The following is a 25,710-nucleotide window of genomic DNA, read 5'->3' as shown; positions in this document are numbered from 1 at the left end:
GTTATACTCGCAAAATAGGTTTGATTGATACCACGTATACATCGAGGTCAAGGGTGTAACGCTCTGCGGCTTCATAGCTGGGGGCTTCAATATCGACAAAGCCGCCTACGATGGTAAAGACATATTCGAACTTGATACGCCAGCGCATTACCAGCACCCCGCACCTTGAAAGCTGCCTAGGTCGTCGTAGTTAAAGTCGTTGCTGCCACTTTTGCTTGGTAACGGGGTGAACTCAATCGGGCAACCGTCCATCCAGCAAGCTCGGTTAGCCATACATAGACCAACCGCAAAGTCACCGTGGCGCTTGTCTGTTTTTTTACCGTCATGATCTTTAGTTTTGCCCTTATCAATCTTGGGAATACCGTTTACCACTTTGATGTGGCACATATCATCCAACACATTTTGATGACGTGGGATCTCGATATTGTGATCATCCAGTTCACCTTTTAACTTGGGCATCCACTCGGCATACCAGTTATCGTTAAGGTGTACACATTCAACCAATTCAATACCAAACTCTAAGGCTGCTGCTTCGGCAAGATAGCCACCGTTGCCCGTGGCATCAAAAGCAGCACCGCGTAGCCGTGGTAGTTGGCGCAATATAAAAAACACCACTTGGCGCTGCACTTCGTAAGGGGCGTTTTTAATTTCAATTACAAAAGGTACGCGCTTGTGTAAGTCAGCACGTATGCGAAGTGGTACTAATGATGTTAAATCTCCCGAGCGTGCAAAATCCTCACCGAAGGCATGTTGTTCGTCAGGGTTGAGCTTATCCAGTAATGGCTGGATCACGTCTTTACAAAACTGTTCTGTTTCTTTGTAGCGCTGTTCAGTCGTCCATGTCATCCACTCATCTGTACAAGTCAAACGATGAATTGGGATCGATTTGTCCCTTACCATTGCCTCTTCAATCACAATGCGCTTGAGGTAGTTACCACCACTGCGCTTTGGTACACAAAAATATTCTTCGTCGGCACTCTCTTTATTGGGCGACTCATCAATCCTAGCCTGTCGCCACTCGGCTTCGGCTTCAGGCGACCACTCCCAACCCTTAACAAAGCATATGCGTTTGTATAGCCCATCGTTTAATGCATCATCTAGGGTGATCCGGTGGACCGAATAAGGCTTTTTACCTTCCCGGGCATCTTTGATGTACTCATTGAATAGGTTATCTACACCATTATGAGTAGAGATGATCCGCACACGGCTGCCCCACATACGCAAAGCCATTGCAGCCTGAAGCAGTGCATCTAAAGATTCATGGAACGCGGCCTCATCTATAACCACATCACCTTGTAACCCCCGCAGGTTTGAGGGGCGGCTTGATAACGCTTGAATTTTAAATCCGCTGTTAGGAAAGCGGATCATGTACGTTAGGATCTCTTCTTTCTTTTCGCTGTCCCAAAATGTCTGCTCGTACACATCAGCTTTTGCCAACTGGTTAAATGCTCGGGCAAACAACGCACAAGCGGCGATGTACTCCAGTGCCATTTCTTGTTTAGAGCCAACGTAAAAAACGTTGCTACCGTGGCGCTTTTTAGGTTTGCTGGCAGTTAACACATTGCGGCCAGCTTCCGCCCACGTTAAACCAGTACGTCGTGACTTTTCAGCAATGCACACCCCTGATTCGTCCTCAAACCAACGTTGTTGGTAGGGTAAAAACACGGGAGCTTTGTCTGGTATTTCAAAGTCATCAGCATCAGGAACGTCAACACCGTAGAGTTGCATTTCCTCTTTTAGGTCTATTTTGGTGGGGCGGCTGGTAGCCGTTAATGTAGGCTTTTCACTCATTACGCTTTACCTAGCAATATGCCACGGATCTTATCTTCTAGCTCTTCGCTCATGCCATCCTCACCGCGTAACTCATCGCCTACGGCGTTTGCCGCTTCTTCAGCGAATGCTTTGCGGATATCTTTTTCACGCTGGTGAGCCTTCATAGCTGTAGCTTCTAAACGTTGAGCGGCCAGCATGGCGTCTTTAATCATGCCAATATCAACGTCGTCATCTTCGCTTGGGTTGAGCATTTGCTTTTGCATGGCGGTAAAGAGTTGTGAGCGGCCCATCTCTAAGATCATTTTGGTGGTGTCGCCCGTAGGTTTATCACCCAGTTCCGCAGTAAGTGCCTTGGTTGTCTCGCGCAGCTCCCTTAAACGCTTGCCAATAGCCTCGGTTTTTTGTGCATGGCGACTTAGGCCACTACGCGAGATAGTCGCCTCCTCATCCATGCCCGCATCGAGAATACGTCGATTAATCGCATCTAAAATATCGGCCTGCGAATTGCCGCTATCACGCAGCATTTCATCCAACATTTTTTTGATGTCTTCAGGCAGCATGTCTATTTTTGAGGGTTTGCCTCTGCGTACAGCATCACTCATAGCTATAAACTCCGAGGTGCTGGGCGTTTAATGCCTGGTACTGTGCTCGTACCTTCAGCCACATCAATGCCAGCGCTCGTAATACGTGCAACCCATGTATTCTCGCTGAGGCGCTCGTTTTTAACGTAGCCGTTTTGTTCCAGCCAATTCAGCAGGGTCTTAAGCTGGTCGAGGCTACAGCCGAGGCCGTAGCGCTTCAGCACATCTCGCAACATGCTAGTGTTTGCGCCATAGTCCGCAGACTCTTTAAGCGCAATCAAAATACTGATCCGTTGGTGTTCAGCTTGTACTTCATGCATCGCCATGATTTTTTCCTATGAAAGTTGGATGGAGAAAATTAACTACAGTTGGTACAGCTTCAGCTGTTGGTTCACCGCACTCAGAGCACCGAAAGAGTGAGTAGTAGTTAGCTTTGTCGGTATTCATATCTTCAGCACAGATAACTTGAAAACCATCACATAGAAATGAGGCGTGCTTTACATCATCGCCCGTGAATACAACGACTTTGGCACCGCAAGAGCAGTTATCGTTAGTTATCGCCACTACGTGCACCTCTGAGTTCGTTTTCCATTAAAAGTGATGTTGTGTTTTGTAAGGTGGCCAGCTGAGGCGAAAGCGCATCAATTTTGCCACCCACCTCAATCAAGCGTTTGTCTAGGTCGTGTAAATCATCGGCGCTCGGCAAGTCGGCAACTGTTTGCTCAACCGCGCTGACACGCAGCTCTAAAGCATCATGTGCTTTTCTACTCACAAATGTGGCTCTTAGCCATGCAATAGAACCTGCGCCAACGATTACCACACCAGCGGCTAGCATTTGCTTCCACCATTCAAGTAAAAACTCCATCATGGTTTCCTGTAGTGTTTGGCTTGTCGCTCTAACAGCTCTTGGCAATCCACACAGTGCTTACAGCTATGAATTGCATCACGTCTCGCCTTTGGAATTTCAATGCCACATTCCAAGCAGTGATTAAAATCGACATCTTGGCCAACGAAATTGGCTTTGTTTTTATTGAGTGCGCGCTCTAAATCTTGCTCAGCCAAGCGCTGCGCTTGATCAACTACGTCCATTAGGTTTCCTTAGATTTTGAATGGCTGAAGCAGCCATGCTTTTTACACCTGGGGCGGCTTTCTCAACGGTGCGCCCAATCACGTAGCCACCAATGCCAAGCTGCAATAGTTCCCATGCCTGTTCGCTGAGCCTAAACGTAAGCAGGCCGAACGAGTCCAGTACAATTAGCACTAGAAAGGTCAACATGGTGATAGGTCGCCAGCAGCGTTGCAGGCGGCTTTCGCCCTTGGCCTCAGCGGTAATAATTTGAGATTGCGCTGCAAGCACTTGCCCTTGTAGCTCAACAATTCTGCCCTCAAGGGCCAATACCTGCGCATGGCGCTGGTTGTCGATTTTTGCAAGCTCGTTGGCGAGTTGCTGGCGTTCTTCATCGGATGTAAAAACATCGTCCAATAGATTGCCAACCACAGTGCCTAGTCCTACCCAATCACTCATGGCGCGCTCCAAATTGTTTGGCGAGGCGTTGCCGCACTTGTTGATAGGTGTTGTGGCCGTTTAGTCGGCACTGGATATCTGTCTCACAAATCGACAGCCAACCACGTTTGAATTTGGATTGCATCGTGCCATCGTAGCTATGCAATGGAATTTGGTTGACATCAAACGGCTCGCTGCTTTGTCTCGCAGTAACCTCAGCATTCAATCGTTTAATTCGACCTTGCGCGTAGCTCCATTGCCAATTTCTACCCATGATTGACTCCCACGGTGGCAAGCTCGGTGATGTGCTCTAAGCGGTTATACCAACCTTCAAGATTCGGTTTTTGTGTGTGGTCGTTGGCGCAGATCCTTGCGTATTTACGAGCGCGGCGCAGGCTCAAGCCAATAATGAGCTGGTTGGGTAAAGTACTTTGGCAAGCTTGGAGAGTATTTGAGCCAAAGCGGCCATCTGGCTTAGCGCCTACATAACGTTGTACGAGCTGAGTCATGCCAGGCACACCGTGTTGAACAGCGCCATCTAAAAACATAAGCGCAGAGCCTGTATTCATGCTCTCGCAATACATTGGCCGCCAATAGTCACGGTGATACAAGCGAACAGCTTGAGCTAATGTGAGTTCAGCTATATTGAGATTGGGATAGGCGCGTTGACTGATCCCAAACTTAGTTAGTCCGCCTCGGTCTGACGCGACATTGTTGATACCGCCATCTGCACGTAATCCGCCCTCTAAATACAAAATAGGCAAAATGGTATCAGCAAACTTTAAAGAAAACGGTGCTAAAGCGTCGCGGATCTCTGGCTGTTGTTTAAAGTAGTTAAGATTGGGTAAGGTCATTTGGCATCTCCATCAGGCTGTGCTGATAGAGTGCCAATAGCGTTGGAGAGTGTATTTTAAACTGGGTTAATAAATTTAATCGTCTTCGATTCCTTCTTTCTTCCTACGTTCATTAATTTCGTTCTGAATGCGTTCTTCTTGTAGCTCCATCAGTGCTGCTGGGAGTTTGAAGGAAAGTACGGATGCAATGAAACCTGTATATAAATATACATATTCAAACCAAATCACTAGTTTAGGGCATGGTTTTTTAATCAAGATTGCACAAAAAATCAAAAACAATGTGATTAGATAAAGCTTGAAAAGCCACTTCTTTCTGACTAGACGATTGTATGTCAACACACTGCCTAACTGGGCGACTTGCCAACCACCTGCTGGGAGCGATTTAGGATCTCCAATCAGGGTGATAACGGCAATTAAAAAACCTGCCAGTATGGAAAATACGGTAACAATGATATTTACCGCATCTTGATTATTGTGGATATAAGGTTGACCAAAATAAGAAAACAGACCAGCCCACAATGCCAAGCAAAGTGCTAGTTTAAGTTTTTCTCTATCGGTCTTGTTTTTCACTGGTTTAAGATCCCCTTGTCCTTAAGGTCATTATAATACGTTCTTAGCTTTTGCCATGCATCCACTTTCGTTACTGACTTACCTTGCTTACTAATTTTATCATGTGATGAAATCTGGATTTCATGAGGTGAAATCTTAGTATCACCATACGTTATGATTTCAAAGCCCAAGCCAACTTCGTTTTCTGGGTCATATTCGTGAACTATTTTCTCAGCGGCTAATTTTAGGTGTTTCTTTCCTGTAGCACCAAATTCTGGAGTTTTTCGCTTATGATGTGCATTCTTTCCATCAAATCTTAAACTGACTCTAACATCGACGTTTTCCATTTCTGTCATTTCAGAGTTTTCAGGATCTTCTGCAAATACTCTACTAAATTCTTCATATACTTTGTTCATTAAGCCATGTGACTTCTTATCTGTTTCTTCAAGCCTTAACAAACTTGCATTATACAGTGACATGTTCAAATCAATGGCTTTTACGCCTTCTTTTCTTATCACTTTAAGCTTATTTGAATCAGCAATACTTGCCAAGGTCAGAGTATGTCCTACTTCTGGTTTCCCATATTTTGCAAGGATTTTCCGGAGATAATATTGAAGACCAGCCTCTCTGAGGCTACTAGAGCAAAATAAAACATGGTTATTACGGATATAAGCAAACAAATCTCCATCTAAGAATTCTTTTCCTTCTGGTGCTGCATATATATCGGTGTCACATTCAGATTTAGTTTTGTCATTGTCTAAAATAGAGGCTTCCTCACCTGGCTTGTAGCTTGTAATGTGTAAATAAATCCCCTTATGTTCATCTTTCACCTGTGAAGATGAGCATTGAACCTCACCACCAATTCTGGCAAAAGTTCGCTCTCCGGAACTTGGAAACTGCTCATGTGCAGCAATGATCATTTTTTCTAAAGATGTTTTGGTTTTAGCTTGCCAAGAGGCGCGTCGGTAATAGAGCTTTTTACTTCTAGTTTCAGTGTTCAATACTGTCATAGTGTTACCTTGGTTAATCCATTCGCGGCAATGAGAGACAAAGGGTGACAAGTCAAATGTACTCTCCCTGCACATATTTAAAGCTTACTGTTTCAACAATTAATTAAATGTAAACTTTTATATATGTAAACTTCAACTAAAAGTAGACACTTAACCAAACATTTAGCGAATCTTTGGGTTAAATCAAATGTTTTTGTTAAATCAAAGTTGATTAAACCATCCGAAAATCTGGGGGTTGTCCATTGCCAAAGTATCGCATCATAACGCTAAATACGGGCGCTCTGTCGCAAATGAGTAAAATTATTCCGAAAATAAACACAAAACTATTTGCCTAACATTTGGCAAATGTTATAGTTGAGTTAATGGATTGAGTAACCAGTAGTAACGTGGCAGGAGAGCCCAACCCTCCGTTCCCATTTTTAATCTAGTTTAAAATAAATCCATTTAAAAAGTGTTAAGCTGATAGCTCCCAACTACAGGAGTTTTTAAAAATGCACATAAAAAAATCTAGCAAAAGTACTATCAAGCTTCTTAATAAAAGAACGTTGATTTTGATTACTGGTGGTAATGGCAGCGGGAATGATCCTGGTGCAAAGACTAAAGCTGTGGAAGCTCCAGAAGTCCAATATTATGCAGGTTTGAAAAGCGATAATAAGAAGTAAGTTGAGTTGTAAACATGTTCCCAGATTACCTAAACAAGCTACATGAGATAAATACATGGATTTGGTTGATTTCAGTAATTGCACCATTGGTGATGTATTGTTTGAAAATCGGTTCTCGCTCTTATTACATAGCTTCGGCAGTCTGGGTTCTTTCTCAATTCTTGAACCTTAGGATTGAACCCTATTTAAATGAGATTGTCTCTGCATCGAGGGACAATCTAGTGTTTTGGTACGGTACTTGGGCAACTTTAGATGTTTTGTGTATATTTGTGATCTACTACGCTCATATTAGACATAAAGCTTGTATCGGTTTCACATCACTGAGTGTTATGTTTGCGTATTCAGCGTTGGGCTTCCTTCAAGTAGCTCGATTCTTTGAGCTAGAAATTTTCGGCACACACCATTTAAGCACGTTATACACACTGGGAATTAATTCAGGGAATCTGGCGATAAGCTCGTTGATCGCTTTACCGTTAGTCGGTTATCTATGGGAATATAAACTCAAGCCAAGGAATCAAAATGTTTAGTCTTATATATTTTTCCGGTTTAATAATATTGAGCATAACAATTATGATGGCCTCTGTTAAATTGCGAGGAGGTCCAAAAGACTACGTGAACAGTGATGCTTTTCAGGATGATAGACTGGGAACCAAAGCTTATGTGCTACTTAGACAAAGAAGAGATATTGACAGCATGAACGACCAATTTACAAAATATATGGCGTTGGTTGAGTGGAAAGATGAGGCTGATGCCTTCAACATTCTTTGTGAGTCGAGTTATAAAAATACAAAACCATCAAACCTTATTGAGTTCAGCAAAAAAAAGTAGAGGGTTACTTTGAGCTTCTACTTTTTGATTCTATTACCTCTGGCTGATACACCTCTCCAATCTCTCGAAACAAACTAAACATTGCCATATTTACCAAAGATTCAACTTTCGCATCTGGTGACTTCGTCAGCAAGCCTAACTCAGCCGTATTGTATAAAAACGCAGTCAGAGCCTCTTGAATATTTTGCTTGCTAAAGCAAACAACTCCATCTTCCTGGATCTGAGTACGTTTGCCTGTTACTAGATAGCCAACATCAAATCCTAACTTCGCTAGTTCAGTTAACTTGTCTGAAGGTATTGGGGTACCACTTTCCCACCTGTAATAGGTGGACTTACCAACTTGAATAGAATCATAGACTTGCTTTTGTTGGAGGCCTAGTCTCTCTCGTTCTTCAATTAATTTATGGTTCATATATGGGAATTCATGTTGACAGGGTTCACATGTGAACCCTATAATTAGCCTAACAATTAACCAAACCTTTTATTTTCACTCGCCAAAGTTCAGGTAAAAGGTTTACTCAAAAAGGTAATGTACTATGAAATCCTCCGAAATTAAACAAGCTATTGCAAACGAAGGCTATTCGCTTTCTATGGTTGCTGATGCACTGGGTGTTAGCCTCGCAACTGTTTCAGGTGTCGTTTGTGGGCACACTAAGTCTCAAAAGGTCGCAAATGCTATTGCCAAGATCATAGGTAAAGAGACCTGTGATGTTTTCCCCAACGTTACAGTAAGCCCGCCAAGAGGGCTGATTAACAGAGAGCAAGGCGTTAACCAGCTTCAACAGCTTTTGGCTTCGTAAGGGCTAAGTAACCACTTTACTAATAACTGAGTTACCGAACTTACAGGAGCCACACAATGCACATAATTAGCCCGTACATAGCACAATGCTATCAGCGCCAACAAAGCCGTGTTTTGTTGTTGGTACAGTCGATTAACCACCACTCTGCGCTCAATATGCGTATAGCTGCCAAGTTCAACAATAAGCTGGCGTATTTCTCGCGCACTAGCCTGATACAGAGCATAGTTAGGCTTGTCGTTAATACACAGCCATTCAAGCAAGTTATTAAATTGGTAAGTAGCAAATTCGGTTTGCATGGTTTGATCTCCCGTTTACGTGGTGATCAAATTCTAGCCAGTAAGATCCTCTATTTGGAAGTTCCAAAAATTCTTTCTTTTTGGAATGGACTATTTGCTGCACCTCGCTTGCAAAAAGGAGGTTGCTATGACTACTAAAACAAAACGCCGCCAATGGAATCGAGTTGTCGCTCGTAGCCTTCAAGAGTCTCTACAACTTTGTAAAGAGCATGCACAAGCAACACGCAATATGAGCGTGCCACGCATTGCTGATAGAACGGGGGTTAGTAACGATATGCTCTATAAACATCTTGGTAATGGCGATATGCCAGCAAGCCTGCTAATACCATACATGGCAGCAACGGGTAGAGAGTACCCACTCCAATATATGGCGCATAGTTTAGACAAACTTATTGTTGATATGCCCAAAGGTAAAAAGCCTAGCATGCCCACCATTAACCACCTGAATCAGTTTGCAAACCAAGTAATTGGCATGGTGATGCAACTAGAAGAAGGCAACGGTAACGCCCAGCACGTAGCCGACCAAATTGTTCTGCTAATGCAGGACCTTGCCTATCACAAGCTCGAAGCTGAACGGCTCGACGACCCACAACAAAACCTGATTTAGGAGCAAATAGTATGACTATCAAAGACCAAGTTGCGCCTAAAAAACGCCAACCAGAGCAAAATACAAGCATTTGTATTGGTAAGCATGCAGGTAAAACTGTGCTGCTAATGAGTATGGAGCAGCTAAAAGCACTGGCACACGGAAAACCACAAGGAGAGAACGCATGAGCTTATTAACCAAACCCGTTAGCGCTGAGCATATAAGCGTACACAACAACCGCCCTTTAATTCAGTGCAATTGTTGTAAACGAATTGAGCAAGCAAAGCAGGCAGTAACTAAAAGCGCATGGCTGCAAGCTGCAAATCACATTGGATGGCGTCATGTTCAAAGTGAGGCGTTTGATATCGACGTTGTGTGCCCTAGTTGCGTGAGTGATTTTAACAACCCAGTTAGAAAACCAATGAAGCCCATTAAGAGAGTGTCAGCATGAGCCAATACATATCAGCACAAGTGCAACGTGTACTGGCAGCGGTTGAGTTGATGGCGGGTAAAGAGCTGGATGGTGTTGAGCCAAAGCAGCTGGCCCAGGAGTTAGACACTAGTCCAGCAGATGTAACGCGCATATTGGCAAATTTGGCACATGCGGGATGGGCTGAGCGTCTACCGGGAAATGAAAAGCGCTGGCGTTTACATAAAAAGCCAGTGCAGCTGAGTAACACGGTAGACCACAACATGAAAAACGTACTGCGCAACTTACAGCAAGAGTACAACAACTACAGTATTTTGAGGTAGTTATGAGCGAGAAAGATATAACACCGACGGTTGAGAAAGCCCTAGTTGACGGGAAAGACTTGCTTGCTTCAAAGCAAGATGCGCTGCTGCAACTAGGTCAAATTCAAGCATTCAGCTTTATGGGAAAACTCGTCACAGTGACGGAATTGAAGCTAGCTCTGCAAATTAAAGAAACCAAGAGCTACAAAGGGTTAACGTATCAAGATGATAAAGGAAAAGTCGTCACTTTGACGACTTGGGAACAATGCTGCAAACATATTTTAAAAACTGATTGTCAAAACTTGGACCGCAGACTAGTAAACCTTCAGCAGTTTGGTGAAGAGTTCTTCGAAGCTGCGCAACAAATGAAGCTTGGTTATCGGGACTTACGAGCTTTACGTCAATTACCTGAAGATGAACAAGCGCTGGTTATTGAATCAGAGGCTGTTGAAACAGGTGATACTGAAGCTGTAAAAGAGTTAATCGACGAATTAAAGGCTAAGCATTCAAAGGAGAAAGACAAGTTAGCACAGGAACTGGACGCAACCGAGCGCATGCTCAAAGCATCGCGTAACTCTGCGTCTGAAAAGGACTGCAAGATTATTCAACTCACCGCTGATTTAGAAAGCAAAAAGTTTAGTGCCGAGAAATGGAAAGGCGAAGCCAAAAGCTTTTTTGAAGCGCTGGCTAAAACCCAAAACCAAGTGCGTGAAGGGTTTAACCAGATGCTGGTGCTCAGTGAGCAGCTTGAGACGGTAAAGATTGATGATAAAACCTACGATGCCGCTAAATCCGCGTTTTACGCCGACAGCAAAATTTTACTAACTCAACTCGCGCATGTGTGGAACGAGATACACCGCACCTATGGCGACTTAGACGATGCGCGCCCCAGTGGTGAGTGGCTGGCCGAAATGGGCTTTGAAGGTACGGAGGTGATGGAATGAACGCATTATCTCTAGAGTACTGGGCAGAGCAGCTAGACAACGCAGGCCACGGCCAAAAAGGCACAATCCGCGAAAAGGCATGTGAAACACTGGGCCTAAGCAAAGACGCGCTATATCGCAAACTCAAAAAGCTAGGTTGGCAAAGTGGTAAGGCTAAACGCAGTGATGCAGGCACAACAGCGATGGACGATGAAGCCTTGAATATGCTGGTGGCCATTTTAAACCAAGGGGTACGTGATAATGGTAAGCGGATCATGGATGTTACCACGGCTAAATCAATCTTGGTTGCTAATGGCTATGCCTGTTTAAGCACCAGCCAGATCAGCCGTGTACTAGCTAAACGTAATGCCTCAGTTAGCGCGTTAGACAGAGCAACACCGCATGTTCAAATGCGCAGTTTAGCGCCTAATCATGTACATCAAGTAGACCCGTCTTACTGCTTACTTTATTACCCGCCAGGTAAAAAAGGCAAAGTGCAGCGCTACGCGAATGACTCTGAGTTTTACGCAAACAAGCCAGAGAACTTAGAGCGCATAAAGCACTTGCGAGTGTGGCGTTATGTATTGGTTGACCACAACAGCGGCATGATCCGCGTGCGTTATTACGAGTCAGCGGGTGAAACACAAGCCAACATGTTCGACTTTTTAATGTGGTGTTGGAAGCAACACGAAGGCTCGCCATTTATGGGCGTGCCACAAATTTTGTTGTGGGATAAAGGCAGTGCTAACACAGGTAAAGCAATTACCAATGTATTAGATGCACTCAAAGTTAAGAACATACCTCATGAGGCTGGAAACCCACGTGCTAAAGGGGCTGTGGAAGTGGCAAACAACATTGTTGAAAAACAATTTGAAAGCCGCATTTTGTTTGAACCGGTTAGCAGTGTTGATGAGCTGAACGAGTCGGTATGGGCATGGCAAGAGGCATTTAACGCCAACAAAATACCTGGCATGAACTGCAAGCATAGTCGGCACAAACAAGCACGTTCAGATGTGTGGCTAACCATTTACCAACCACAAAACCGCGACTACCTGCGCATGCTGCCAGATGAGCAAGTTTGCAGGTTACTACTGACCAAAACAGGTGAAACTCGAAAGGTGAACGGTGATCTGGAAATCACTTATGTTCATCCACGTACCAAGCAGCAACACCGCTATGACGTTGGTGAACTGGAGCATGTACGTAACGGGATCACGGTTTCGGTTAGTCCAATTATTGTGGGTGGTACGCCGGATTTATTAGTAGGTGTTACAACCCCCCTTGATGAAGTGGTGTATCACCAAGTTCAACCAGCAGATGTTGGTGAAGATGGCTTTAGGTTAGATGCCCCTGTAATTGGTGAAGAACACATCCAAAACAAAGACACGGCGACTCAAAGCGCAGCTAAAGCAGCGGACAGGCTAGCTTTTGAAAATCTCAGTGATGCAGAAATCAAGCAGGCTAAGAAGAAAAAGCTAGCTCCATTTGGAGGCGCTTTGGTCGCTCACACACACCTCAAAAATGTTGAGCATGACACCCGTATTGCGCCTAAGGGAGAAACTATTGAGCCAGACCACGCGATTGCGAAACAAATCAGCGAAGCGCCCAAGCGCAAAGGCAAGGTGCTGGATGATTTAGATCTGAGGATCATTATTGCTGAACGGTTAGGTAGAAACCTGCGCCCAAATGAAGTTGATTGGTTAAAGCAGCAAGAAGTTGTTGAAACGGAAGTTGATGTAGTCGTTGAACAATTGCACAACGGGATAGCGGAGACCCCAGTGTTAAAAATGGCGAGATAAGCCTTGGAAAAACAAACAAAACTCAGCGTTGTATTTGATGTGCTGAGTATAAAGCAAGCGCAAGTAGTTCGCGCATTAGCGGCCAAAGGTATCAAATTTAGTACAACCAGCCTTAGCCGCTTAAAAACACAAAACGAATGGCCAAAACACTGTAAACGGCCTGAAATTGAACAACATATAACAGAGTATTTACGGGCGTATGGCGCAACTGACGAGCAACTATCTGATTTGTTTGGATGGGATGAGCCAGAGCAACTAGAAGACGATGAGGAAGATGAGATGTCCAAGAAAAAGTCCCCCCAGTTAACACCTTCGGCAATGAGTCACTTTAAGGTTAGGCGAAACCCATTTGACGACCCGAGATCATGGGATGAACTGTTTTTGTTGGATTCGCATATTCAGCAGTTGGAAGAATTACTCGCTGTCGCTGAAGCTAGTTCGATGGTTGCGGTCACAGGAGAATGTGGCAGCGGTAAGTCAACACTACGCCGAGCATTTGTTACCAAAATCAAAGAAGATCACGAAAATATCATGGTAATAGAACCTGCACGTTTTGACCGTAAGAAACTCACGGCAGATGGGATCTCTATGGCAATCGGCCGTGAACTGGGTATCCAGTGCTCAGCCCGTGGGGAAAAGCTAGATAATGAGGTAAAGAGAGGGCTGATTGAAAGCTGCAATAGTGGCAACAAACACATTTTGATTATTGACCAAGCTCAGGATCTCACAGATGACATGATCCGACACTTGAAATGTATCTGGGAGGTTGAGTCGGGGTTTCAGCGAGTCATTGGGATCGCTCTATTTGGACAACCAGAACTGGATGCACAGTTAGACCAACCGAAGCTACGAGAGTTTACGTGGCGAAGCCATAGAATCTATATGCAACCGTTGGGAACAAATGCGGTCGATTACATTCGGCATAAGTTTAAGTGTGTTGGGCTAGATGTCTCAAAGTACTTTTCTGATGATGCTTTGTCAGCGGTTAAAGGTAAGTGTATCGGCAAAATTGAGAAAGGCTTGTCATACGACCCTGAGCAATTAGACAAATCCTACCCTATGGAAATGCAGGTATGGATGGCAAAAGCGATGAACTTGGCAGCCACGATCAAAGTGGATTTCATCGACGAAAAATTTATGTTGAGGGTATAGCCATGAGTCAACAGGTAGAAATTCAATTAACGGGTATGGCGTTGGTTCAAGTGACTAAAACAGTAACGGTTTCACAAGAGCAATCAAAGGCACTTTTAGCTGATGATGGCGCAATGCAACACCTGTTAGCCAGTGCGGTAAATGCACCAGTGAAGGCTTGGGACAACGTTTTTGGTAAGCGAGAGCTGATAGAAACAGTTGAGCCTACGGGTATTCGGTGTTTAACCACGCATTGCGGTTGGGTTGGGGAAGGCGTGAGCGTTTGCCCCAAATGCCAAGGCCAACGCTTTCACAAATTTCAATCTATTCAACCACGGTAGTAAGGGATCATCATGAATACACAAGACAATACAGCACGCACATTTTTAGCAAACCCGCGCGGCTATCAAGTACCACTAGACAAAATTGCAGCCCACGACATTCAAAAGCATGATCTGGTTAACGGGTTTGTTGATGAGGCTAAGGCGCTATCCGAGTTGCATGACGAATTTAAGCGCAAAGTGTTTAAGAGTGTGAACACATTTATAGCGGATTTGTTTGCAAGCTATAACGTTGAGATAGGCGGTAATAAAGGCAATGTTACGTTAACTAGCTATGATGCCAAGCGCAAAGTAGAGGTTGGCGTTGCTGATCAGATCACGTTTGGCCCTGAGATAAATGTGGCAAAAGAACTCATCGACAAGGTGATCAATGAAAAGCTGGAAACACTAGGCGAAGACAAATTACTGCGCCAAATTGTACAAGATGCGTTTAGCACAAACAGTGATGGTAATTACAACAAAGCGCGGATCATGGCATTGCGTAAATACCGCCTAGCCAGCGATAGCGAAGACTGGGCCAACGCGATGCAGGCACTTGATGATGCAATCATCTTGTCCAGCACCAAAACGTACGTGCGCTTTTATGAGCGTAATGCGCTAGGTAGCTGGGTTCATATCCCATTGGTAAGCAAGTCTCTATAAAGGTGGCATTATGTATTTATCAAAATCTAGATACATCCAACTTATTCATATTGCTAAAGGCCAGCTTGCTTGGGACGACGAGCTTTATCGCCAAGTATTAACTGGCCTAACTAAAAAAAAGAGCTGCAAAGATATGAACGCAGGGGAGCTTAAAAAGGTCTTGGATCATATGAAAGACAAGGGCTTTAAAGTCGAGGTTAAAAAGAGTGGCAAAGGCCGTAACTCACCAATCACCCGAGACAAAGAGCCGAAGGATAAAACCCCGCTGGATAAACTGCGCCAAGTTTGGATAGAAATGGCTCATGCTGGCTTATTGCGGGACGGTTCAGAACAGGCGTTATTAAGCTGGGCCAAGGGGCAAGCTAAGCGGTTCAATAAAGGGGTTGCCGTTGAACGTTTAGAGTGGCTTCAGCCTAGTATGCTTCACTCGCTTATTGAGCAGTTGAAGCAATGGCGTAAACGATTGGAGGTAGAGCATGGATAACTCATCAAGTCATAGAGCAGATGGCATGTTGCTAACTATTTTCGAGCTGGTTACTGAAGGCGTTAAAGCTCAGTTGGATGATGAATCAGCCATTGCGCTTGGTCGTGATGTTGTGGATAGAATCCGGCATACATTTGGTGGTGAGTTGGTCTATGTATGCAAAGGGCGTTCGCTTGATGCGATCCTTACAAGCAATCAGATATGGGCTGAGTTTAACGGCAAAAATCATGTGGAGTTGAGCAAGAAATATGATTGCTCGGTGCAGTGGGTTTATAGCGTTGTTCGTACAATGACAAAGCTAAAACGGGCCGAAATCCAAGGCGACTTGTTTGATTCTAGCAAAGGTAAAGGCGCTAATGATGGAGAGCCGGAGTTATGTTAAGACCCGAAGATGAAATCACAGTAAACAAATGGCTGTTGTTGCTAGCACTCTTCACCTTTCTATTAATTGGTTTTGAGTTTGGAAAAAGGCTATATATAGAAGAGCAATTGGAAACACCACAGCAAGCATCACGAATAGGCCGAAATGGTGGCCCATCAATTCCGCCAATGGAACCCGAAGCACCACCTTTATATAGAGTGATTTGGGAGCTAATGAGTGAGGAAGAAAATGAAGAGTAATATAGCAGAACAATTAGCCCCGCATTATATAGCAGCGTTTTTATCAAAGTGTGGCTGTGAGACATTTGCAGAGGTTGCGGAGGCAATGCAAGTGATGATCGATACAAGTAAAGAAACGCAAACTGCGTATGCACAGAATGGTGAGGCTCAAAAAGCGGTAACTGTTCCGTCTATCAATTAGCAAAACAAAAAAGCGGCGCAAATTTTTGAGCGCCGCTGATTTTCACAATATCAAACTCATTTTAAAATAGGCTCTCACTCAATCCCGAACTCTCCCACATATTCCCGTAGTTTTCGCACAATTAGCTATAGAGTTTTTGTACATTGGATCAGAATAGGGAGGTAGCTTGATAATGGCGACATTATCAATATCTGTTACCAGTGACGCTAGGTGCCATCCAGCACCGTCCATTAACACAACAGCATGTCGGCCTGCTGCTGTCTTCGCTGATATTTGCTGCAAATGCTGTTTCATGACACTCATGTTCACCCATGGTGTGATGAGTGCTTCAGTATGCCCCGTTGAAGGGCATACAGCGCCGCATAATCAAACGGTTGTTGTTTGACGGCCCTCGGTCGAGTTCCCTTTTTTGCCCAAAGGCGTGTCGTGGTGTTTTGCTGGCCAAATCTGGCTTCGTCTTGAAACCAGATATCGGCGTCATTCAGATTGATAAATAGCGGGATCGTTTTGATCAATTCCATTTGCAGTTTTTTTAAAGCCCTGTTGAACTTGCTCGGACTGTTTAGGGTGGCGAGAGCGGCTGGTTATCCAGCTAAAGCCTAAATTTTTCGATAATTTATAAATCGCATTCGGGTGATAAGAGACGTTAAATCCATCTTCAATGTATTGCTTTATACGATACCCTGTCAGCCTACAACCGTTGTCTATTTCGACTGTATTTTTCAATATATTGGAACAGTTGTGTCTGCTGCGCATCGTTTAGATAACAACGTTTACCGATAGGCTTTTAAGGTCGAGGCCAGTGAGCCCCTCGTTAAGGTAGCGCTTCATCCACTCATTTATCATTCTTCTGCTGACATGTAGCATGGCAGCAATTTGCGTTTTATTGTGTTTATCACGGTAGTGCGCGACCGCTAAATAACGGATCTTTTTACGCGCGTATTTTTCTGATTTAGCGAACTTGAAAAGTTCGGCAGAAGTATGAGTATTCAAAGCTTACTTGTTGGTTGGAAAATAAATACAATTAGATCACAAATCACTACTTAATGGTATGAAACATATAGACCAAGTAGACCTTGGTTTATTAGATGCTCTAACCCAAGTTCGTATATAAAGATTGACGACTTTCGTTTTGTGTATGACGACCTAAATTAGTTATCTTCTTTAGGTCTTTTGATCCCTTGTTACAATAATCAAGGGAATCGGGTTTTCACCATTACAAGAGCTGCGGTTAAGCTTTTAAGCGATTAAACCTCCATCTCCCTAACTCTGGGGCTCGCCCTGTGACGTATATACACAGAGCCTTCTTGAACACTATCACCTAGCACGCGACGGGTTGTGCCGTTGCTTTATCCTTTACGGTGATTATGCATCAAAGGTTGTGGCACTTTGGATGTCACGTCCTCGCAAACATCAAGGCAAAGAAAGATAGCAAATCAAAGCGGTAAGGAAATTGTAAACTCACAACCTCGGTTTAGCTTACTTGATACGCTAATGTTTCCTTTTAATAATTTAATCAGCTCGTTTGTAATTGCAAGGCCAAGCCCTGCATTGTGTTTGCGGTTACTTAGGCTATTTCTAGCCTGAAAGCTAGCGTCGAATATATAGGGAAGATCAGTGGCGCTTATCCCAATCCCAGTATCATTAACGCTCACTAAAGCAGTATCTTGTTGCTGCTGTAATGAGAGCTGTACCTCACCACCAGCATGAGTGTGTCTGATAGCGTTATCGATGAGGTTGGATAGGATCCTGTCTAATTTCCCGATATCACTGTGTACACAAACTTCGCTTGCTTTTGGACTTATTGAGATGGTTATTCCGCGCTGTTTAGCCTGCAATGTAAATTTAGCCGCAACGTCATACATGAGTTCAAGTAGATTAAAGGGCTCAATATGAAGTTTGGTATGTCCTGCTTCTAGATGGGCGAGTTCAAAAATTTGTGCGATTAGATGATTGAGCTGATTTATATTTTTGCTGGCAATTTCTATGTGCGAAACGATATTTTTGTCACTCGTTTGTTTTTCTATCAGTTCAATGTAACCTTTAAGTGAAGCAAGTGGTGTGCGGAGATCGTGGCTTAGCTGCGAAAGTAGTTCTGTACGTTGTTCATCTTTGAGGTTAAGTATGCTTAATTGTTGCTGAATTTTATCCAGCATAGCATTGACGCTGCGACCCAGCTGATGGATCTCATCATGTTCTTCGGGCCAGTTTATTTGGGCATCACGACTAATATTAAAATGGTTTTGGCTGACTCGATCTATATATTGAGTCAGTCTGGATACGGGCTTGGTGATTTTATTAAGCAGTAGCAGGACGACAACCAGCAAAAAGAACAATGTGCCTAATAACCAACTTACTCCAAGCATCACCTTATCTGAATTTTTTAGTTGCTCAATAATGCTATCGTACTTTGACGAGCCGATGATGATATATAGATAACCCTGCAAAATATCTTGATTAAATACAGGAGCCACTGAGAAAATTTTACTGCCATTAACGCTTCTCGGATCATCACCAAATACAGGAAGTTGGCTATCGCTCTTTAGGAGCTTTTTTAACGGGATAACATCAACTTGCTGACGTTTAACCTCTCCAGGGGTTGCAGAGTAAGTTAATAGCTTACCTTCAGGAGAGACAAAATAAAATTCGAATGAGGGGCCTAAGATCATCAAGGTGTGAAATAGATTACTCAAACCATCATAGTCGTACACTCCCTCTTTTATCAAGGGGTTATCGTCAACAAGATGAGTCGCAAGTGCGAGGTGTAATTGTTGTTCTGCTTGAGATTTGGAGACTTGAGATAGCGCTTGAGCCCACCACACAAAAATTGCTGCAATGACAACGAAAGTGACAAATAAGGTCAGTGCGAGTTTTTTGTAAAGTGAAAGCTTCATACGCTTTGCCCGCTAAGAGAGGCTGAATTTAATTTGTAACCAACGCCCCATACCGTTTCGATCACCGTATTATTTGATATAGTTTCAAGCTTTGCCCTCAGACGATTAATATGGGAGTTAACGGTATGCTCGTATCCTGAGTGTTGGTAGCCCCATACTGATTCTAATAGCTGGGTTCGAGAAAATACGTGATTTGGGTGTTTAGCAAAGAACTGCAGCAGCTCAAATTCGGTTGCGGTAAGGTCTAATCTAACATTAGCCAACGAAATTTCATGACAACAGGTATCGATAACTAGGCTCCCAACTGCAATTTTATCGCTTGGGAAGTCCGCATTTTCAGTCTGCATTGGTTGCTTAAGTTGCCTGACATGGCGTAGCTGCGCTTTCACTCTTGCTTGCAATTCTCTCGTATTAAAAGGCTTGCATATATAGTCGTCCGCACCAACTTCAAGTCCAATGATCCTATCGATATCGCTACTTTTTGAGGTGACGATGATGACACTACTCATAGGGTAAAGCGCCTTAAGTTCTCGACAAAGAGTTAGTCCATCCATATTAGGTAGCATTAAATCCAGTAAGATCACGGCAAAATCGTTCGTTTTAGCAACCGACAATACTTGGCTGCCGTCGGCAACATGCGTTACCTCTAGAGCTAACTCCTCTAAATGCACTTGGAGTAATCTCGCTATGTCTAAGTCATCTTCAACTAGCAACACGTTTTCTAACATAAATAGCCCTTTATGAAAGCGCAAACGCCTATGGCAGGCGTTTGCGCATAGGCTATTTAACTCTCTCGATAGTGACTGCAAGCAGCGGGTTATCAAATTTATGGATACTAGTGAGGGTTGAACTTTGGAGTCCATCATCACTACCAACCACACCACTGTGCATCGTCACTACATTGTGATTATCGTTGCGCTCTGCGTTAAAGCCCTCGCCACTATCTGCAGGGCCGGGTATGGTTCCAGTGGCTTCGCTATTCAGCTCAGTACCGGCATCGTAGGCAAGCGTTCGATACATTTGCATCTCGCCTACGGGCAGCGCAGAGACGTCTATAGCATTTAGACCGGAGAATCCATCATTGGTATTCACCATCATGGTTAAAAGAGATAATTTAAGCTCAGATAGATCTGTGGCTTTGATGGCAAGGTTGGTTGTCGCACCAGGGCCTAAAGGTCCATCCGTTGAGATGGATGCTTGTGTCAGTTCGTCGGCTATAATGTCACTGTTATTTCCGCCTTCAGCAAGTTGCTCTAGTGCTTCACTTGCTGGCATGCCGACAGTAAAGTAATGACCAGACTGATGAAGCAGCACCGCAATTGGTGACATAGGCTGTGCATGTGTAAGGTTGGTGATGGTGATGGCAAACTCATACTCAACTGGCTCTGGTGCAACGGGAGGCTCAGGCATCACCATATTGTTGTCATTGTCTCCACATGCACTAAGCAGGAGTGCAGACGCGGCAATTAGTGCTAATTTTGCTTTCATAGCTCCCCCTTATTTCACAGTTATCGTTACTTTAGCTACAGGATTTAACCAACGGTGCACAGTGTTATGCAGATCGCTATTACCACCGACTTGCTCAGCGTCACCTACGTTGCCTCTGTGAATATGAACCATCGTGTTCTCTTCGCTTGTGGTGACGCCTGCACCTTGAGTTCCGGGCGCAACACCGGGCGATGCAGGGATCCCTAACACACCGGGTGCGCCAGAGCCTTCAACAATGAGCTCGTTATTGGCTTCAGTTCCTGCATCATAGGCATTGAGGTAAACTTCATAGGTGCCTGCAGTGCTTGGAATAGGCCACGCATTTAATCCTACGAATCCATCGTTGGTAGGGAGTAGCATCGCCACAATTGAAAGATGGGTGTTTCCTTCAGCGGTTGATATCATGGTCATTGTAAAACTCGCGGGTGCAAGTAGTCCCTCGGCTGGGTTGGCGACCATATTGGCGTTTGCGCTTTCGAGGAGTTGTCCTAAAGCTGAAATGTCACCGCCCTCGGCCATCGTTTGCAATGCTTCGGAAGCTGGCTCACCGAGTTTAAAAAGAGCGGTATCTTGGTTATGAGCAGCCACCAGTAAAGGCGTATAGTAAATACCGTGAGTGAGGTTAGTGATTTTTACTTCAAGGTCTTGTGCCAGCGCAGTGCTAGACAAACACGTTGCGACTAGGGTGGTCAGGATTTTTGCTTTCATGATGTACTCTTCTTATTAGGATTAACAGTTCCCTTATCATGGCTGTAAGATATTGAGATAGGCTCACGGAGTTATCACGTTTTTATCACAAAAGAGTAGAATACTTATCACAGGGCTCAGAGCTGCGGAGCTTGGGTTAATTTGACGTACGCTGGAACGGTTTTACTTGATTTAGAACTATCAACTCGTTCTGTAAGGTGGGAATAATGAGGAGTAAAAAACTCCTCGTTATTAGGGCCTGTTTATCTTTCAAGTTTATTTTTGCAGCAGTTTGATTGGTATTTATACAAGGCAGAGCCTGCGTAGCATAGTTGCTCTATGTGAGTCAGGCGATAAAGACTTTGTGCTCCTGCAAAGTCATCTTACCCCACATCCTTGTGGGGCAACACAGAAGAAATGCCAATCAAGCGCTGCCCTTTGGGCTCCCCTGAGTGCGCTTTGTTCATTGTTGCTCAACTTTTGCTTAGATTACTAGGCGGCGAGTCGAGCGCCGCGACCAAAACCCACTCAGGGAACAAAAATCAAACAGTAAAGGTCAACAGGCCCTAGGGAGACGGGTCAGGGCTTATCGAAATAACTTAGGTTTACGCCAAAAACACTATTGACTTCATCAAGCGGTACTTTGTCTTTGGTATTTGGTGAAAAGTTAGGATCGATATATTCCACAATCATTTTATTAGAAATTTTCCGATAGGCGATTTGTATTGCTTCTGACGAGCTACGGCCTTCGTCTGCTTCAAAAACTTCGCTTAGTGGTGCTAAACCAAACCCTTTTTGTAGTACTAAATCCGTTGAACGTAACGCGCCCTCTACCCAACCCTGATAGTCTGAGTAAGCTTCACCGCAGGTAAATAGGTTTGGCAAAGGTTCCACTAAACTTTCGATAACATCTTTATCATTCGCACCAATCGCCCATTGATGTACGCCAAAACCAAATTGAAGATTTTCAGGGACATTGAAATTCACATTCCCTTCCCAAATTCGGGCGCTGGTGAGGGTGGGTTGTGGGACATAATGCGTATTAAAGATGTCTTTGAAGAATTGTGTCGCTTGTCGTACAACCGCTTCTGAGGCTGGGAAAATATCGCTGGGAATAGATTCAATGAGTTCAGACTCGCGGGGGTGATGATAAAGCTCTCCTTTGTTTTGCAGTGCACTCCAAAAGTTAATATTTACATAATCACAGTAAATAGTCAGTGCGGCCGGGCGACTGTATTTAGCTGCTTCTATCCCTTCGAGTTTGTGTTGTGTGTCTGAGTTTGGCTCTGCATGGCGCTCGTTATACATAAGCGCGGCTGCGAGCTCATCATTTAAGGCATAAAAGGGATAAACCGACCCAGTTGGTAAGTCTGCAAAGTTAGGTCCAAAGCTTACCGCTGGACGGCCTGTCATACCAGTTCCCCACCATGCGGTGTCGTAGTACAAATTAATCTTAAGGAGCGGCTGATTACTTGTGCTTTGCAATGTATCCCATAACTCGTCTCGTCGTTGTTTTGGTAATTGTTTAAAGACATCTGACGCAATGAACAACTTTTCAAGTGCGAGCCTTGGTAGCCCTAAAATAAGCTTTTCAGCTTTAAATGTTCCTTCACTTACCTGCCCATCTTGCTCGGTTTTGGTGTACTTGAGTACATATAGATTGTCAGAGTTATCAAAGGCGATGCTATCAATACTGGTTTGCAGGTGGATCTTCTCTTTACCTATTTTATCCACCAGTGCGTTTGGCAGGGTGCTAAAGCCGTCTTTAAAAGTTTTAAATTTAACATCCGCTGGAAAGTCTTCCAAAAGCTGATAGGCGACGCCGGCATTCATTTTCGATAAGAAAGTGCCATTGAAGCCCAAAACACGATACAGCATGGTGATACATTCTTGGCTATAACCCATATCTGTGAGTAAATCCCACAGAGACCAGTTATACAGGGGCTCACCTTGCCATTGGCAATGCAGGCGGAAGTCCTGCCAAAACTCAGGATCTCGAACCTCAGGCCTTGAATCGAACTGTGGGTTCACTTGCAAGATACGATTAAAAACAACATTAATAATGTCTTTAGGATTAATGTCTTGTTCGCTCGGGTCAAGGTTATACAGTGTGGACCAAATATGATAGTTGTCTTGTTCGGCATCGTTTACCGAAAAGCTGGTACCGCGAAAGTAGAGTCGGTTATTGCCGCTGCTGTTCATGGGAAAGGGGACTATTTGATCTTCCAAACCCAATTTTAGAAAGAGAGCCATTAGGTCATCCATACCTTCAAATAAAAACCGCATGCCACCTTGTTCTTCTTTGACTGTAATGATGCTGCCGGGCTTTGCTCCTGCGCGATTATCTTTGAAATGGATAAGATCAGAGTCCAATCGTCCACCTGTACGGTCACTGCGTTCAAAAATCGCGAAGTCACAAATATCAGTTTCGCACTGTAATCGCCACGCACTATATAGACCAGACATACCAGCTCCGATCACCGCGACTTTGACCGCTTTTGGACTGGGTTTTTGACTAATATCTGAACCTATTTTGTAGTGAGTCATGTGAGTTCCTTAATCGACTATGTCTCACACTTTTGAGACAGGTAGCTTTTACTTCCTAACTCGCTAAGTGATCTATAACGCGTCTGGCACACTCAAACAGTGAGCGCACCTTCCAAAAAATCGTAATTTATCCAAGCCAAGCGCTGCTCTATCAGCTTAATACAAAGCCTAGATACTACTTTAGTACACTGGTTAAGTTTGTGTTAATTTTTGCGGAGGGTTTAACCAGTGTTTGTCTAATACCAATTGCATTAATTCTCCAACCTATTTGAAGGGTGAAATATCATATTAGCGTCGTTAAAAACTTCTCATTTAGAACAACTAAATAGCAAAGTTGGATATAGGTACCTTGGCGATAGCTGGACGCGAAAGCGGAGCTACTAAAGCTATTTCTCTGCTTTCAAAATAGCTCATTTACTTAATGCAATTGGTATGAAAAGTGCTGATGATATGAATTTAATAAGTTTTTGTTCTCTAAGCCCATTGAGGTATGGAACAAGTTTGCTCCATTCTGACTGTATTTAGGTTGGTCCAATGGATATTAACCAACAATAATATGGGGTAAGAAGCGACTGAGGTCTTGGGTGATCAGGCTTTTATCTTCACGAACACCAATTCCAACCGCTTTATCGCCTACAATCCATGAGCCTATGAGCGTATTGAAGCCTGCAAACTTGGGCAAAGGTGAGTAAGCCTGATAGATATAACCTTCTTCGCCATATCCACCAGCGGACTGTGCAAGCAGCTGTTGGTCCTTTCGGATCTCAATGTTAGCGCCTTCGCGAGAAAATAACGGCTTTTTCACATAGCCGGACTCACTTTTTGCAATCTTATGTTTATCCCGTTCAAAGTATGCTGGCAACAGGTTTGGGTGATTTGGAAAGGTTTGCCATAGCAAAGGCAAGATTGCTTTATTAGATAAAATCGCTTTCCACGTGGGCTCTAGCCATTGCACTTTTGCTTTTGATAATTGTTCACTATATTCATCTTGAAACATAAATTCCCACGGGTATAACTTAAACATCCATTGGATTTTGCGATCACCAAGGTCGACAAAGTACTTATCGTGAAATCCGATATCTTCGATAAAGACTTGTTTAGTCTTGAGTCCAGCTTCCATCGCGCAGCTGCGCATATACTGAATGGTGCCCAAATCTTCAATGCTTTCTTTGCAACAAGAAAAGTGCAGGGGAGCACCACGGTAGAGTTTATGCAGCTGATAAAACCGTTCTATCAGCGCTTCTTGTAGGCCATTAAATTGATCCGCATTGCGAGGTAGCTTGCCTGCTTGCACTTGTTCTTCAAGCCATAGCCACTGCCAGTAACCCGTTTCGAATAAGCTGGTGGGCGTGTCGTAATTGGCCTCCAGCAGTTTAGCTGGGGACTTACCATCGTAACTAAAGTCAAAGCGGCCGTAGAGCGCTTGATCTCGACGACGCCATGAGCGAGTCACTAGTTCCCATTGAGACTCAGGAATTGCAAACTGTTGCAGCAGCGACTCGTCGTTACACACTATTTCGACAAGATGTAAGAGCATTTGATGGAGTTCATCGCTTGGGTCTTCCAAGTCTTGCTCAATTTGCTTTAACGTAAATTGATAATAAGCACTTTCGTCCCAGTACTTTTCGCCATACATAGTATGAAATTCAAAGCCATGGGCTTTGGCTTGTTCACGCCAGTGTGGGCGTTCATCAATAGAAATTCTTAACATAAGTGTAAAATCGATCCGTCTAATACCAATTGCATAGATACTTGGGAAACTACAAAGCACTCGATAAAAAGCCGAGTGGACCTCGG

Annotated in this window: 38 protein-coding genes and 1 pseudogene; 16 read left to right on the top strand and 23 right to left on the bottom strand. The window is 44.0% G+C overall.

The genetic code is table 11. The features are described 5' to 3' along the window. Position 1: 1 nt before the first annotated feature. The 12 genes from B1L02_RS23770 to B1L02_RS12180 form a co-directional block, all read right to left on the bottom strand. Entirely contained in the window at positions 2-148 is a 147-nt protein-coding gene (locus tag B1L02_RS23770; RefSeq protein WP_157757239.1) for a hypothetical protein, read from the bottom strand. Further along, positions 148-1,791 carry a terminase large subunit domain-containing protein gene (locus B1L02_RS12230; RefSeq protein ID WP_088531241.1) on the bottom strand — a complete coding sequence of 548 codons (1,644 nt, stop codon included), beginning with the start codon at positions 1,789-1,791 and terminating at the stop codon, positions 148-150. The genes B1L02_RS23770 and B1L02_RS12230 overlap by 1 nt, the downstream gene beginning before the upstream one ends. Further along, on the bottom strand, positions 1,791-2,375 hold the full coding sequence (locus tag B1L02_RS12225) for a DUF3486 family protein (protein WP_088531240.1): 585 nt from the start codon (positions 2,373-2,375) through the stop codon (positions 1,791-1,793). The genes B1L02_RS12230 and B1L02_RS12225 overlap by 1 nt, the downstream gene beginning before the upstream one ends. Before the next feature lie 2 nt (positions 2,376-2,377). Then, positions 2,378-2,680 carry a hypothetical protein gene (locus tag B1L02_RS12220; protein WP_010604410.1) on the bottom strand — a complete coding sequence of 101 codons (303 nt, stop codon included), beginning with the start codon at positions 2,678-2,680 and terminating at the stop codon, positions 2,378-2,380. Continuing rightward, positions 2,667-2,918, bottom strand: coding sequence for a hypothetical protein (locus tag B1L02_RS12215; RefSeq protein ID WP_088531239.1), 252 nt, complete (start codon positions 2,916-2,918; stop codon positions 2,667-2,669). Before B1L02_RS12215 ends, B1L02_RS12220 begins: the two co-directional genes overlap by 14 nt. Then, positions 2,905-3,222 (bottom strand): DUF2730 family protein, encoded by a 318-nt coding sequence (locus tag B1L02_RS12210; RefSeq protein WP_223192021.1) that lies wholly within the window; start codon positions 3,220-3,222, stop codon positions 2,905-2,907. The genes B1L02_RS12215 and B1L02_RS12210 overlap by 14 nt, the downstream gene beginning before the upstream one ends. Beyond that, on the bottom strand, positions 3,219-3,443 hold the full coding sequence (locus B1L02_RS12205) for a TraR/DksA C4-type zinc finger protein (protein WP_088531237.1): 225 nt from the start codon (positions 3,441-3,443) through the stop codon (positions 3,219-3,221). Before B1L02_RS12205 ends, B1L02_RS12210 begins: the two co-directional genes overlap by 4 nt. Then, positions 3,430-3,879, bottom strand: a complete 450-nt coding sequence (locus tag B1L02_RS12200) for a 3TM-type holin (protein ID WP_088531236.1) — start codon at positions 3,877-3,879, stop codon at positions 3,430-3,432. Before B1L02_RS12200 ends, B1L02_RS12205 begins: the two co-directional genes overlap by 14 nt. Then, on the bottom strand, positions 3,872-4,132 hold the full coding sequence (locus B1L02_RS12195; protein WP_088531235.1) for a hypothetical protein: 261 nt from the start codon (positions 4,130-4,132) through the stop codon (positions 3,872-3,874). The genes B1L02_RS12200 and B1L02_RS12195 overlap by 8 nt, the downstream gene beginning before the upstream one ends. Then, positions 4,125-4,712: a glycosyl hydrolase 108 family protein gene (locus B1L02_RS12190; protein WP_088531234.1), complete on the bottom strand. Its 588-nt coding sequence runs from the start codon at positions 4,710-4,712 to the stop codon at positions 4,125-4,127. Before B1L02_RS12190 ends, B1L02_RS12195 begins: the two co-directional genes overlap by 8 nt. A gap of 75 nt (positions 4,713-4,787) precedes the next feature. Then, positions 4,788-5,282, bottom strand: a complete 495-nt coding sequence (locus B1L02_RS12185) for a hypothetical protein (protein WP_088531233.1) — start codon at positions 5,280-5,282, stop codon at positions 4,788-4,790. After that, entirely contained in the window at positions 5,279-6,271 is a 993-nt protein-coding gene (locus B1L02_RS12180) for a hypothetical protein (protein ID WP_088531232.1), read from the bottom strand. Before B1L02_RS12180 ends, B1L02_RS12185 begins: the two co-directional genes overlap by 4 nt. 491 nt (positions 6,272-6,762) lie before the next feature. Between B1L02_RS12180 and B1L02_RS23765 the strand changes: the two genes are divergently transcribed. Further along, positions 6,763-6,933 (top strand): hypothetical protein, encoded by a 171-nt coding sequence (locus tag B1L02_RS23765; protein ID WP_157757238.1) that lies wholly within the window; start codon positions 6,763-6,765, stop codon positions 6,931-6,933. 519 nt (positions 6,934-7,452) lie between these two features. Next, complete coding sequence (locus tag B1L02_RS12170; RefSeq protein ID WP_088531230.1) at positions 7,453-7,761, top strand: hypothetical protein; 309 nt, start codon at positions 7,453-7,455, stop codon at positions 7,759-7,761. A 4-nt stretch (positions 7,762-7,765) separates the two neighbouring features. On the opposite strand, the gene B1L02_RS12165 is transcribed toward B1L02_RS12170, so the two are convergent. Then, positions 7,766-8,173 carry a helix-turn-helix domain-containing protein gene (locus tag B1L02_RS12165; protein ID WP_088531229.1) on the bottom strand — a complete coding sequence of 136 codons (408 nt, stop codon included), beginning with the start codon at positions 8,171-8,173 and terminating at the stop codon, positions 7,766-7,768. A 124-nt stretch (positions 8,174-8,297) separates the two neighbouring features. On the opposite strand from B1L02_RS12165, the gene B1L02_RS12160 reads away from it, so the two are divergent. Beyond that, a complete protein-coding gene (locus B1L02_RS12160) occupies positions 8,298-8,561 on the top strand; it encodes a helix-turn-helix domain-containing protein (protein ID WP_088531228.1) in 264 nt (87 codons plus the stop codon). Here B1L02_RS12160 and B1L02_RS12155 read toward each other — a convergent pair. Beyond that, on the bottom strand, positions 8,540-8,857 hold the full coding sequence (locus B1L02_RS12155) for a hypothetical protein (protein WP_088531227.1): 318 nt from the start codon (positions 8,855-8,857) through the stop codon (positions 8,540-8,542). The two genes, B1L02_RS12160 and B1L02_RS12155, sit on opposite strands and share 22 nt — an antisense overlap. Positions 8,858-8,984: 127 nt before the next feature. Here B1L02_RS12155 and B1L02_RS12150 point away from each other — a divergent pair, with 127 nt between their 5' ends. Genes B1L02_RS12150 through B1L02_RS12095 form a run of 13 tightly spaced genes read left to right on the top strand, consistent with a single transcriptional unit; the run spans position 8,985 to position 16,297 of the window. Beyond that, complete coding sequence (locus B1L02_RS12150; RefSeq protein WP_088531226.1) at positions 8,985-9,464, top strand: hypothetical protein; 480 nt, start codon at positions 8,985-8,987, stop codon at positions 9,462-9,464. Between the two features lie 11 nt (positions 9,465-9,475). Further along, positions 9,476-9,631, top strand: coding sequence for a hypothetical protein (locus tag B1L02_RS23760; protein WP_157757237.1), 156 nt, complete (start codon positions 9,476-9,478; stop codon positions 9,629-9,631). After that, positions 9,628-9,894 carry a hypothetical protein gene (locus B1L02_RS12145; RefSeq protein ID WP_088531225.1) on the top strand — a complete coding sequence of 89 codons (267 nt, stop codon included), beginning with the start codon at positions 9,628-9,630 and terminating at the stop codon, positions 9,892-9,894. Before B1L02_RS23760 ends, B1L02_RS12145 begins: the two co-directional genes overlap by 4 nt. After that, entirely contained in the window at positions 9,891-10,196 is a 306-nt protein-coding gene (locus B1L02_RS12140) for a MarR family transcriptional regulator (RefSeq protein WP_088531224.1), read from the top strand. Before B1L02_RS12145 ends, B1L02_RS12140 begins: the two co-directional genes overlap by 4 nt. A 2-nt stretch (positions 10,197-10,198) precedes the next feature. Further along, positions 10,199-11,119, top strand: coding sequence for a hypothetical protein (locus B1L02_RS12135; protein WP_088531223.1), 921 nt, complete (start codon positions 10,199-10,201; stop codon positions 11,117-11,119). Further along, a complete protein-coding gene (locus B1L02_RS12130) occupies positions 11,116-12,897 on the top strand; it encodes a DDE-type integrase/transposase/recombinase (protein ID WP_088531222.1) in 1,782 nt (593 codons plus the stop codon). Before B1L02_RS12135 ends, B1L02_RS12130 begins: the two co-directional genes overlap by 4 nt. 3 nt (positions 12,898-12,900) lie before the next feature. Beyond that, on the top strand, positions 12,901-14,049 hold the full coding sequence (locus B1L02_RS12125) for an ExeA family protein (protein ID WP_088531221.1): 1,149 nt from the start codon (positions 12,901-12,903) through the stop codon (positions 14,047-14,049). A 2-nt stretch (positions 14,050-14,051) separates the two neighbouring features. Continuing rightward, positions 14,052-14,369, top strand: coding sequence for a hypothetical protein (locus tag B1L02_RS12120; protein WP_088531220.1), 318 nt, complete (start codon positions 14,052-14,054; stop codon positions 14,367-14,369). A gap of 12 nt (positions 14,370-14,381) precedes the next feature. Beyond that, positions 14,382-15,011 (top strand): DUF3164 family protein, encoded by a 630-nt coding sequence (locus tag B1L02_RS12115; RefSeq protein WP_088531219.1) that lies wholly within the window; start codon positions 14,382-14,384, stop codon positions 15,009-15,011. 10 nt (positions 15,012-15,021) lie between these two features. Then, entirely contained in the window at positions 15,022-15,495 is a 474-nt protein-coding gene (locus B1L02_RS12110) for a gp16 family protein (protein ID WP_088531218.1), read from the top strand. Beyond that, a complete protein-coding gene (locus tag B1L02_RS12105; RefSeq protein ID WP_088531217.1) occupies positions 15,488-15,877 on the top strand; it encodes a Mor transcription activator family protein in 390 nt (129 codons plus the stop codon). Before B1L02_RS12110 ends, B1L02_RS12105 begins: the two co-directional genes overlap by 8 nt. Next, a complete protein-coding gene (locus tag B1L02_RS12100) occupies positions 15,871-16,116 on the top strand; it encodes a hypothetical protein (RefSeq protein WP_088531216.1) in 246 nt (81 codons plus the stop codon). Before B1L02_RS12105 ends, B1L02_RS12100 begins: the two co-directional genes overlap by 7 nt. Beyond that, a complete protein-coding gene (locus tag B1L02_RS12095; RefSeq protein ID WP_088531215.1) occupies positions 16,106-16,297 on the top strand; it encodes a hypothetical protein in 192 nt (63 codons plus the stop codon). The genes B1L02_RS12100 and B1L02_RS12095 overlap by 11 nt, the downstream gene beginning before the upstream one ends. Before the next feature lie 78 nt (positions 16,298-16,375). Here the strand turns inward: B1L02_RS12095 and B1L02_RS25110 are convergent. The 9 genes and pseudogenes from B1L02_RS25110 to B1L02_RS12045 all read right to left on the bottom strand — a co-directional run. Then, positions 16,376-16,651: pseudogene (locus tag B1L02_RS25110) on the bottom strand (hypothetical protein); the annotation flags it as partial. Positions 16,652-16,774: 123 nt separating this feature from the next. Beyond that, positions 16,775-17,023, bottom strand: coding sequence for a helix-turn-helix domain-containing protein (locus B1L02_RS12085; RefSeq protein ID WP_157757235.1), 249 nt, complete (start codon positions 17,021-17,023; stop codon positions 16,775-16,777). A gap of 33 nt (positions 17,024-17,056) precedes the next feature. After that, positions 17,057-17,290: a helix-turn-helix domain-containing protein gene (locus B1L02_RS12080; protein WP_088531212.1), complete on the bottom strand. Its 234-nt coding sequence runs from the start codon at positions 17,288-17,290 to the stop codon at positions 17,057-17,059. A 443-nt stretch (positions 17,291-17,733) separates the two neighbouring features. Then, complete coding sequence (locus B1L02_RS12075) at positions 17,734-19,191, bottom strand: sensor histidine kinase (protein ID WP_088531211.1); 1,458 nt, start codon at positions 19,189-19,191, stop codon at positions 17,734-17,736. Then, on the bottom strand, positions 19,188-19,919 hold the full coding sequence (locus B1L02_RS12070) for a response regulator transcription factor (protein WP_088531210.1): 732 nt from the start codon (positions 19,917-19,919) through the stop codon (positions 19,188-19,190). Before B1L02_RS12070 ends, B1L02_RS12075 begins: the two co-directional genes overlap by 4 nt. Before the next feature lie 52 nt (positions 19,920-19,971). Next, positions 19,972-20,679, bottom strand: a complete 708-nt coding sequence (locus B1L02_RS12065; RefSeq protein WP_088531209.1) for a spondin domain-containing protein — start codon at positions 20,677-20,679, stop codon at positions 19,972-19,974. A gap of 9 nt (positions 20,680-20,688) precedes the next feature. Then, complete coding sequence (locus B1L02_RS12060) at positions 20,689-21,387, bottom strand: spondin domain-containing protein (RefSeq protein WP_088531208.1); 699 nt, start codon at positions 21,385-21,387, stop codon at positions 20,689-20,691. Between the two features lie 558 nt (positions 21,388-21,945). Continuing rightward, positions 21,946-23,913 carry an FAD-dependent L-amino acid oxidase gene (locus B1L02_RS12050; protein ID WP_088531207.1) on the bottom strand — a complete coding sequence of 656 codons (1,968 nt, stop codon included), beginning with the start codon at positions 23,911-23,913 and terminating at the stop codon, positions 21,946-21,948. A gap of 541 nt (positions 23,914-24,454) precedes the next feature. Then, on the bottom strand, positions 24,455-25,624 hold the full coding sequence (locus B1L02_RS12045) for a glutathionylspermidine synthase family protein (protein ID WP_088531206.1): 1,170 nt from the start codon (positions 25,622-25,624) through the stop codon (positions 24,455-24,457). Positions 25,625-25,710: the final 86 nt, after the last annotated feature.

The organism is Pseudoalteromonas piscicida, assembly GCF_002208135.1.
GTDB lineage: Bacteria > Pseudomonadota > Gammaproteobacteria > Enterobacterales > Alteromonadaceae > Pseudoalteromonas > Pseudoalteromonas piscicida_A.
This window is presented reverse-complemented; position numbering and strand designations above follow the sequence as displayed.

Coding starts and splice junctions, on each gene's coding strand:
- B1L02_RS23770 (WP_157757239.1), bottom strand. CDS start 148: ATGCGCTGGCGTATCAAGTTCGAATATGTCTTTACCATCGTAGGCGGC.
- B1L02_RS12230 (WP_088531241.1), bottom strand. CDS start 1,791: ATGAGTGAAAAGCCTACATTAACGGCTACCAGCCGCCCCACCAAAATA.
- B1L02_RS12225 (WP_088531240.1), bottom strand. CDS start 2,375: ATGAGTGATGCTGTACGCAGAGGCAAACCCTCAAAAATAGACATGCTG.
- B1L02_RS12220 (WP_010604410.1), bottom strand. CDS start 2,680: ATGGCGATGCATGAAGTACAAGCTGAACACCAACGGATCAGTATTTTG.
- B1L02_RS12210 (WP_223192021.1), bottom strand. CDS start 3,222: ATGATGGAGTTTTTACTTGAATGGTGGAAGCAAATGCTAGCCGCTGGT.
- B1L02_RS12205 (WP_088531237.1), bottom strand. CDS start 3,443: ATGGACGTAGTTGATCAAGCGCAGCGCTTGGCTGAGCAAGATTTAGAG.
- B1L02_RS12200 (WP_088531236.1), bottom strand. CDS start 3,879: ATGAGTGATTGGGTAGGACTAGGCACTGTGGTTGGCAATCTATTGGAC.
- B1L02_RS12195 (WP_088531235.1), bottom strand. CDS start 4,132: ATGGGTAGAAATTGGCAATGGAGCTACGCGCAAGGTCGAATTAAACGA.
- B1L02_RS12190 (WP_088531234.1), bottom strand. CDS start 4,712: ATGACCTTACCCAATCTTAACTACTTTAAACAACAGCCAGAGATCCGC.
- B1L02_RS12180 (WP_088531232.1), bottom strand. CDS start 6,271: ATGACAGTATTGAACACTGAAACTAGAAGTAAAAAGCTCTATTACCGA.
- B1L02_RS23765 (WP_157757238.1), top strand. CDS start 6,763: ATGCACATAAAAAAATCTAGCAAAAGTACTATCAAGCTTCTTAATAAA.
- B1L02_RS12170 (WP_088531230.1), top strand. CDS start 7,453: ATGTTTAGTCTTATATATTTTTCCGGTTTAATAATATTGAGCATAACA.
- B1L02_RS12165 (WP_088531229.1), bottom strand. CDS start 8,173: ATGAACCATAAATTAATTGAAGAACGAGAGAGACTAGGCCTCCAACAA.
- B1L02_RS12160 (WP_088531228.1), top strand. CDS start 8,298: ATGAAATCCTCCGAAATTAAACAAGCTATTGCAAACGAAGGCTATTCG.
- B1L02_RS12155 (WP_088531227.1), bottom strand. CDS start 8,857: ATGCAAACCGAATTTGCTACTTACCAATTTAATAACTTGCTTGAATGG.
- B1L02_RS12150 (WP_088531226.1), top strand. CDS start 8,985: ATGACTACTAAAACAAAACGCCGCCAATGGAATCGAGTTGTCGCTCGT.
- B1L02_RS23760 (WP_157757237.1), top strand. CDS start 9,476: ATGACTATCAAAGACCAAGTTGCGCCTAAAAAACGCCAACCAGAGCAA.
- B1L02_RS12145 (WP_088531225.1), top strand. CDS start 9,628: ATGAGCTTATTAACCAAACCCGTTAGCGCTGAGCATATAAGCGTACAC.
- B1L02_RS12140 (WP_088531224.1), top strand. CDS start 9,891: ATGAGCCAATACATATCAGCACAAGTGCAACGTGTACTGGCAGCGGTT.
- B1L02_RS12135 (WP_088531223.1), top strand. CDS start 10,199: ATGAGCGAGAAAGATATAACACCGACGGTTGAGAAAGCCCTAGTTGAC.
- B1L02_RS12130 (WP_088531222.1), top strand. CDS start 11,116: ATGAACGCATTATCTCTAGAGTACTGGGCAGAGCAGCTAGACAACGCA.
- B1L02_RS12120 (WP_088531220.1), top strand. CDS start 14,052: ATGAGTCAACAGGTAGAAATTCAATTAACGGGTATGGCGTTGGTTCAA.
- B1L02_RS12115 (WP_088531219.1), top strand. CDS start 14,382: ATGAATACACAAGACAATACAGCACGCACATTTTTAGCAAACCCGCGC.
- B1L02_RS12110 (WP_088531218.1), top strand. CDS start 15,022: ATGTATTTATCAAAATCTAGATACATCCAACTTATTCATATTGCTAAA.
- B1L02_RS12105 (WP_088531217.1), top strand. CDS start 15,488: ATGGATAACTCATCAAGTCATAGAGCAGATGGCATGTTGCTAACTATT.
- B1L02_RS12100 (WP_088531216.1), top strand. CDS start 15,871: ATGTTAAGACCCGAAGATGAAATCACAGTAAACAAATGGCTGTTGTTG.
- B1L02_RS12095 (WP_088531215.1), top strand. CDS start 16,106: ATGAAGAGTAATATAGCAGAACAATTAGCCCCGCATTATATAGCAGCG.
- B1L02_RS12075 (WP_088531211.1), bottom strand. CDS start 19,191: ATGAAGCTTTCACTTTACAAAAAACTCGCACTGACCTTATTTGTCACT.
- B1L02_RS12070 (WP_088531210.1), bottom strand. CDS start 19,919: ATGTTAGAAAACGTGTTGCTAGTTGAAGATGACTTAGACATAGCGAGA.
- B1L02_RS12065 (WP_088531209.1), bottom strand. CDS start 20,679: ATGAAAGCAAAATTAGCACTAATTGCCGCGTCTGCACTCCTGCTTAGT.
- B1L02_RS12060 (WP_088531208.1), bottom strand. CDS start 21,387: ATGAAAGCAAAAATCCTGACCACCCTAGTCGCAACGTGTTTGTCTAGC.
- B1L02_RS12050 (WP_088531207.1), bottom strand. CDS start 23,913: ATGACTCACTACAAAATAGGTTCAGATATTAGTCAAAAACCCAGTCCA.
- B1L02_RS12045 (WP_088531206.1), bottom strand. CDS start 25,624: ATGTTAAGAATTTCTATTGATGAACGCCCACACTGGCGTGAACAAGCC.